The following is a 7,806-nucleotide window of genomic DNA, read 5'->3' as shown; positions in this document are numbered from 1 at the left end:
GGTGGGGGTCGTGGCGGCCTCGGTGGGTTTCGCGGCGGGTACGGCGGGCTCCGCGGGCTTTTCGGCGGGCTTCGCGGCGGTTTCCGCGGCCTTGCGCAGGCCTTCCTTGCGCTCGCGCTCGCGGCGGCGGGTCTCCCGGTCGATGCCCTTGTTCGCGTCCTTCACGTACTGGGCGGTGCGCTCGTCGGTGCCGCCCTTGGCCTGGTACTGGCCCAGGTAGGCCACGGCCTTCTGGAGCCGCTCCAGCGGGTCCATGCCGGCGGGCTCCAGGTCCAGGTGGAGCAGGGCCAGGTTGAAGTACGGGTCCTTGCCGTCGGGCTGGAGCTGGAGCACGCGCTCGTACTCGGCCAGGGCGCGCGCGAAGTCGCCCTCGCCCCGGTAGGCGTTGCCCAGGTTGAGGTGGGCGGCGGCGAAGTCCGGCGCGGCGCGCACGGCGGCCTCCAGCTCCACGCGGGCGGCGGCGTAGTCCTCGCCCTCGTTGAGCAGGGCGCCCAGGTTGTTGCGCGCCTCGGCGAAGTCCGGCCGCAGGGCAATGGCCTGCCGGAAGCGCTCCAGCGCCTGCGGGCGCTCCTTGAGGCCCAGGTGCACCAGGCCCAGGGCGTTGAGCGTGGACGCGTCCTGCGCGTCGATGGCGAGCGCGTTTCCGAGCACCATGGACGCCAGCTCGAATTTGCCCTCGCGGGCGTACACCTGCGCGAGCACCTGCATCGCGGGCACGTGCTGCTCGTTGGCCTGGAGCGCGCGGCGGGCCTCGGCGACGGCGGGCGCGTGCTGCTTCTGCAGCAGCAGCGTGAGCGCGAGCGCCGTGCGGCGGGCCACCGAGTCCTGCTTCGTCAGCGCCTCGCGCAGCTCCGCCTCCAGGGACGCCGCGCGGCCGGTGCGCGCGGACAGGCGCACGAGGCAGTCCCAGGCGGTCTCCAGCTCCGGCTCCAGCGACAGGGCCTGCCGGTAGGAGCGCTCCGCGTCGGGGAGGCGGCCCTGGCGCTCCTGCACGATGCCCAGGTTCGTCCACGCGGGCGCGAGCTTCGGGGACTTCTCCAGCAGGGCCTTGAGCGCGGTCTCCGCGATGCTCAGCTCGCCGCTCCGGGCGATCTCCACCGCGCGCGTGAAGTCCTTCTCCGCGCCGGACGAGGCCTGGGGCTTCGGGGCTGCGGGCTTCTCGGGCTCCGGCTTCGTGCCGGGGCTCACGGACGCGATGGGCCCCGTCGAGGGCCCGTCGAGCTTCGACTCGGTGCGCGTCTGGGGGCCGGAGGCGCAGGCGGACAGCCAGAGCGCCAGTCCGGTGAGCGCGAATCGTCTGCCGTGGCTCATCGTGCGCCCTCTTCCGTCAGCCGGGGGGCTTTGTCGGTTTCGGTCCGCGCGGGGACCACGGGCGCGGTGAGGCTGCCCACGAGGCCGTCCGGGTACACGGTCTCCGACGCGATGGCGCCCTTGGGTTCCTTCAGGACGGGGTACTCCTTGGGCCGGAAGCGGTTGAGCGCTTCGAGCGTGCGGTGCGTCCACTCGTTGGAGACGTGGTTCTTGCGCGCCTCCTTGAGCGTGGCGGCGTAGCTCTCCACCGCGCGGTCCTCCAGCGCGACGGTGCGCTGGGTGAGCATGTCCTGGTAGGCGAGCACCGCGTCGTCGCCCAGGCGCTTCACCTCCGGCGGTACCGGGGCCTCCAGGAGCGTGTTGCCGAAGCGCTCCAGCGCGTGCCCGCGCCGGTAGAACGCGGCCAGCGACCACTCGAGCTGCTTGTACGGCAGCACCTTGCCGTACGCGTCGCTCACCGACTTCACGGCTTCGGTCTTCTTGTTGAAGCTGCGCTCCAGCACCTTGCCGGAGCCGGTGATCTTCAGCGCGTCGAACCGCTGGAACTCCGCCTCCGCCAGTTGGAAGCGGCTGTAGGCGGCGGCCTCGGCGGCGCGCTGCTGCGTCTCCGGCTTCAGCTTGCGCCGGTCGAACTCGTCCGCGGCGGCGGAATACGCGCGCGAGGCCTCCTTCGCGTTGCCCCGCTTCTTCCACGCGTCGCCCAGGCGCCGCTTCGCGTCCACCACCAGCTCCACCTGGTCCGGCTTGCTCGCGAACTTGCGGACGAACGCCTCCAGCGCGTTGATCTCTCCGCGCGTGTCGCCCTGCTTCTCCAGGATGCGGGCCGCGCGGTACTGGTTCTCCGGCGCGTTCTTGCCGTGGGGGAACAGCTCCACGCAGCGCTGGAAGGCGGCCGCGGCCTCCGCGTAGCGCTGCTGACCTTCGAGCAGGGCCGCCGCGTTGTAGAGCGCCGACTCGCGCTCCTCCGCCGCCGGGTAGTCCTTCACCAGCTTCTGGTAGCTCGTGACGGCCTTGTCGAAGTCGTAGGACTTCTGCGCGTTGACGGCCACGCGGAAGAGGGCGGTGTGGGCCCACGGCGACTTCGGATAGTCGCGGTACACGCGCTCGTAGAGCTTCATCGCCGAGTCGAACCGGCGCAGCTCCTCGTACGCCACCGCCGCGTTGTTGAGCGCCTTGTCGGCGAACTCGTGACGGGGGGCCTCTTCGACGAGCTGGAGGTACTTCTTCGCCGCCTCGTCGTAGCGCTTCTGGGCCGCGAGCTGGTCCGCGAGGTTGAAGCGTCCGGCGAGCTTGAACTTCATCAGCTCGCGGTACTGGTCGCTCTGGGGGTCCACCACCTGCGCGTTGCTGGCGAGCCGCGCGCTGACCTCCTCCACGCTCTTCCAGTCCTGGTCGACGAGGAACGACTCGATGATGAGGTTGGTGGCGTAGCCGGCCACCGCGTTCCGGGGATACGCCTGCACCACGCGCTCGAAGCGCGGCCGGGCCTGGGCGAAGTCGTCGTGCGTGTAGAACAGCTCCGCGGCCTGGTAGGCGATGCCCGGCGCAGCCTCTTCCTTCGGCAGCAGCGCCACGTAGGCGTCGGAGGCCTTCACCAGCCGGGCCTCCGTCTCCGCCAGGGCCACGGGCGCGTGAGCGCTGTCCTTGGGGCGCTCGGCGGCGCGCAGCGGCTTGCGCTCCGGCACGCGGCCTTCCTTCACGTCCCGGGTGAGCTGCTCCTTCCACGCGAGCACCGCGTTGTGCGCGGACACGTTGCGGTAGGTGTCGTCCTGGTTGGAGTCGCGCACCGCTTCGTACGCCTTCGCGGCCGCGTCGAACTGGTTCGAATTGAAGAGGCACTCCGCGAAGAAGAAGCGCATCGGGTACGCGTTCTTGCTGCGCGGGAAGCGCTCCAGGTACGTGCCGTAGGCGCGCGCGGCGGCGGCGTAGGTGGACAGGGACTGTTCGGCCTTGCCCTCCTTCTGGAACGCCTGGGCCTGCTGGTGCTGGTAGCTGGCGGCGGAGAAGAGGCTCTGCTCGGCGAGCGTCTGCGCGTTGGACAGCGCGTTCGGGTCGTCCTTGTTCTTCTCGTACCAGGCGCCGCCGGGCAGGTAGCTGTTGGCCAGCTTCTCGGACTCGAGGGCGTACAGGTCCATGCGCCGGTCGCGCTCGTAGGCCTGGACGATGCGCTGCTGGAGGCGCGGCGCATCCGCGGTCAGCGGATCCGTGGTCAGCACCTGCTGGTACGCGGCGATGGCGTCCGTGTTGCGGAGCTGGTCGAAGTAGACGTTGCCCAGCCGCCGGTACACCTCCGCCTCGTAGGGACGGCCGCCGCGCTTGGCGAAGATCTCCTGCGCCCGGGCCATGCCGCCCCAGGTCTCGTCGGCCAGCGACAGCGCGATGTACTGGAGCGCTTCGGCGCGAAGGTCGCCCTCGTCCGCCTTGTCACCGGACTGCTGGTGGGACTGGTAGTGGTCCAGCAGCAGCAGGAAGCTGTCGACGGCCTCGTCGAACCAGTCCATCCGGTAGTACGTCCAGGCGAGCTTGTAGCGGGCCTTGTCGTAGAAGCGGTGTCCGGTGTCGCGCGTGGCGGCGGTGTACGCGTCGGCGGCCTTGCGCAGCGCCGCGGGGTCGGTCTCGTCCTCGAACCAGTACTCGCCGATGCGCGTCCACGCGTCGGTGGTGAAGCGGCTCTTGGGGTAGCGCGTGGTGAGCTGCTGGTAGGTGGCGAGGCTCTCCTCGTCCTTGTGCTGTTCGGAGAGGCAGTAGGCCAGCAGGTACAGCGAGCCGTCGTTGAGCTTGTAGTCCGGGAACCGCGCGAGCAGCTGGCGATACAGGCCGATGGACGGGGTGAAGTCCACCTCCGGCTCCGGCGGCAGGTCCGCCATCGCCTCATCCGACAGCGTGCGCACGCGCTCCGCGTAGTCCTTGCGCGCGAGCTGGTGCTCGTCCGCCGAGCGCTCGTAGTACAGCTCCGCCAGGCGGAACATCACGTCCGGCGTGGCGCGGGGCTCGTTCGGGTAGCGGCGGAGGAAGTCCTCGAAGCGGGAGATGGCGTCCAGCCGGTGGGTGCGCTCCTGCGACTCCAGCGCGGTGAGGGACTTCTCGTAGGAACTGGAGAGCGCCGCGCGCCGCTGCGCGTACCGGCGTTCCACCAACTGCTTCACCTCGCGATGGAAGTCGCGCGACTCTGCTTCGTAAGCCTCCAGCGCGCGGCTCACCTCGCCGAGCAGCTTCTCCTGCTCGGGCGTGTGGCCCAGGCCGTCCAGGTAGCGCGGGGCGGGGGCGGGGACGGCGGCGGCAGGGGCCGGAGGCTGCTTCGGAGCCGGGGAGGCGTCCCTGGCCGGCGCCTTGGCCTTGGTCGAAGCCTTGGGCGCCGTCTTGGTGGCGGCCCTCGGCGCGGCGTGGATGGCCACGGGCGCGAGGGCCATGAGGAGGGCGAGGAGGGGGCGGCGCATGACTTTCAGTCCCCCCCTTCCGGCGACAGGACGTCCTTGAACTCGGTGTCCAGCGCGCGCAGCGCTTCGCTCTTCTGTTTGGCGACCTTCTGGATGTTCGCGGCGTTGTCCTGGGTGCGGCTGAAGGCCACGTCCACCGTGCCGGTGTCCGCCTTGAGCACCAGCTCGTAGAACTGCTGACGCACGCGCCGGAAGCTGTCGTAGGCGATGCGGCCCACGAGGTTGCGCGCGTCGCCGGAGGCGCCGGCCACCTCCTGCTCGTAGCCCTGGAGCAGCGCCTGTTCGGCGCGCACCTTGTCGCGGATGGACTGCACGCGGTGCTCCAGGCGCGCGCGGAGCGCCACCCGGGCCACCGCCACCCGGCCGCGCAGCACGTCCGTGCGCGTGCGCACCGCGTGCATGCGCAGGAGCACGCGGGTGTCCTCGCCGGACAGGCGGGCCTCCGCCGCATGCAGCACCGCGTGCTCCTGCTGGAGCGCGGCGGCGTACCGGGTGCGGATGGCGGCCTCGCCCTCCAGTGACGTGTCCGTGGACTGGCGCTCGGTCGCGAGCCGCGCGCGGGTGTGGTCCAGCTCCGACTGCAGGTCGCGCAGCGTGGCGATCTCCGCCTGGAGCTGCACCAGGAACTCGCGCTCCTCGGAGGGGTCCGCCTGCCGGTCCTCGCGGGTGTCCTCCACCCACTTGCGCACGGCGGCGGCGTTGGCGTGCAGGCTCTGCAGCTCGTACCCCAGCCGGAAGGCGTCGCGGTCCACCGCGTCCACGCGCGCCTGCATGCGGTGGCGGCGGTCCTCCAGCTCGCGGGTGGTGGTGGGCAGGGTCGCGAAGCGCAGGCGCTGGGCCTCGCGCACGCCCTGGGCGACGAGCAGCTTCTCGCGCTCGGCGGGCGTCAGCTTCTCCTCCACCAGCGCCGTCTCCGCGCGCACCAGGGCCTGCTCGGCCACCGTGAGCGCGGTGTCCACGGTCTCCACGCGGGTGTAGCCCTCCTGCAGCTCCGGGAAGGCCTCCGGCCCGCGCGCCGCCAGCGCCTCCAGGATGCGCTCCGCGATGGCCTTCGCCTCGCCCGCGCCCTGCCGTCCGCTGTCCAGGTCGCCCACCATCCGCACCGCGTTCGCGACCTCCTTCTGCGTGGACGCGTACTGGAGCGCGAGGGGCGGCAGCAGCGTGCTCACGTCGAGCGACTTCTCGTTGCGCGCCAGCAGGTTGTCGAAATACGCGACGGGGTCCTGGTTCACGCGCAAGAGCGCGTCCACCTTGTCGCGCGCGGGCGCGAACGTGCGCACCACGCCGTCATAGGTCTCCAGCGCCTCGTCGTACTGGCGCAGCTTCTGGAGCAGGTGGCCCTGGAGGATCTGCGCCTCGGGCGCGAGCTGCGAGTTCGGTGCGACGAGCAGCAGGATGTCCGTGGCGTTCTTCGCCTGCACGAAGTCCTGCTTGCGGACGTACGTCCCGGCCACTTCCAACAGCGTCTCCGGGAAACGCTCGCTCTCGCGCGGCACCTGGCTGTACTGATCCAACGCCTCGTCGTAGCGGCCCGTCTCGTACAGGAGCCGGCCCAGCGACAGCCGCGCCAGCTCCCGGAAGCGCTGGGCCTCCGGCTCCGGCAGGCCCGTGGACACCACGGCCTCCGGCCCGGTGGCGATGATGCGCTGGAACTGCGCGATGGCGGCGGGATGGTCCCCGGCCTGCACGCTCAGGACGCCCAGGTGGTAGACGGCCTGCACGCGGAAGCGGCCGGGCGTCTGCGCCAGCGGGGCGAACAGCGCGCGCGAGCGCTGCTGGTGCTCCTCGGCAGACAGGTCCGCGCGCTTGAAGGTGCCGCGCGCGTGCACGTAGGCGATGTCCGGGGCCAGCACGCCGCCGGACAGCTCGCGCGCCTTCTCCACGTACGCGTCGATGCCCTCGAACTGCTGAAGCCGTCCGGCCACCGCGAGGTAGCGGCTCACGGCCTCCTTGTAGCGCTGCGGCGTCAGGGGCAGCGCCAGCACGTCCCGCAGGTACACCCGCGCGCCAATGTCGTTCTTCTGCTGGTAGAGCGCGTCCGCCAGGTAGAAGACCGCTTCGGGGTAGCGCGGGTTCGACTTGAAGTCCGGGTCGCTCACCAGGTCGTAGAAGAGGACGGACGCGGCGGCCCAGTCCCCCAGCAGCGAGTGCAGCTCCCCCTCGGAGAAGCGCTTCAACTGCGAGTCGGCGTTGCTCGGCTCGGGGCGCTCGGTGAACTGCGCCTCCACGAAGCGCAGGCCCTGTTCGGCGGTGTGCAGCTGCGCTTCCACGGCCTCCACGGACGCGGCGCGCGTGCTCAGGGAGGCGGGGAGCGCCGGCAGCGCCGTCCCCGGCTTGGAGGCCGGGGCGGGCGCGGGCGCGGCCCCGAGGGACAGGGCGAGGGCCAGGGCGTGCAGCGTCGCGGTCACGGCGGTTCCCGCTCCTACTTCGTCTCGCTGGAGGTGGAGGCTGGCACGGGCACCACGCCCGGCGCCGCTTCCGTCCCGGACACAGGCGGCTTGGGCGTGCGCGTGTCCTTGGCCACTTCAATGTCGTAGCGCACCGCGGGCCGGTCCTTCAGGTCCGTGGTGAGGCCGCCCTTCTCCACGCCCACCACGTTCACCGTGGTGACCTTTCCGGACTCCGCGTTGAAGGTGTAACTGGATTGCACCTTGAACTTGTAGCCCTCCAGGTAGCTGAACACGCCGTAGCCGCTGCCCCGGTACACGAGCCGCACCGCGAGCTGGTGCTGGCCCGGCACGATGCGGCCGTTGAAGACCTCCAGCGACTGGTGCCGGTTCAGGTCTCCCTGCGTGTCCACCTGGGTGAAGATGGGCGCGCCGTCCAGCGCGTACACCACGGACTCGAGCTGGAACGCGTTGCCCATCTCGTTCTTGTGCACGAGCACCGCGCGGGCGCCCGTGGACAGCTCGCCGCCCATCACCGTCTCCTGCAACAGCAGCAGGCGCGCCTTGGAGCGGTAGATCTTCTCCTTCAGGTCGACGACCTGCTCCTCCAGCGTCTTCACGCGCGCGGTGAAGGCCTCGTCCGCCGTCTGCTCCCCGGCGGGTGCCGCGGG

4 protein-coding genes are annotated in these 7,806 nt (G+C 71.2%); all 4 read right to left on the bottom strand.

The features are described from left to right. Positions 1-1,311: tetratricopeptide repeat protein (locus D7V93_RS32205; RefSeq protein ID WP_120647026.1), on the bottom strand; the 1,311-nt coding region annotated here is incomplete at its 3' end. Continuing rightward, positions 1,308-4,748: a tetratricopeptide repeat protein gene (locus D7V93_RS32200; RefSeq protein ID WP_120647025.1), complete on the bottom strand. Its 3,441-nt coding sequence runs from the start codon at positions 4,746-4,748 to the stop codon at positions 1,308-1,310. The genes D7V93_RS32200 and D7V93_RS32205, both read right to left, overlap by 4 nt. Before the next feature lie 5 nt (positions 4,749-4,753). Continuing rightward, entirely contained in the window at positions 4,754-7,156 is a 2,403-nt protein-coding gene (locus D7V93_RS32195; RefSeq protein ID WP_120647024.1) for a tetratricopeptide repeat protein, read from the bottom strand. A gap of 14 nt (positions 7,157-7,170) precedes the next feature. Beyond that, the coding region (locus D7V93_RS32190; RefSeq protein WP_120647023.1) for a dihydrolipoamide acetyltransferase at positions 7,171-7,806 on the bottom strand (636 nt) is incomplete at its 5' end.

Source organism: Corallococcus llansteffanensis, from assembly GCF_003612055.1.
In the GTDB taxonomy this organism is placed as follows: Bacteria; Myxococcota; Myxococcia; order Myxococcales; family Myxococcaceae; genus Corallococcus; species Corallococcus llansteffanensis.
This window is presented reverse-complemented; position numbering and strand designations above follow the sequence as displayed.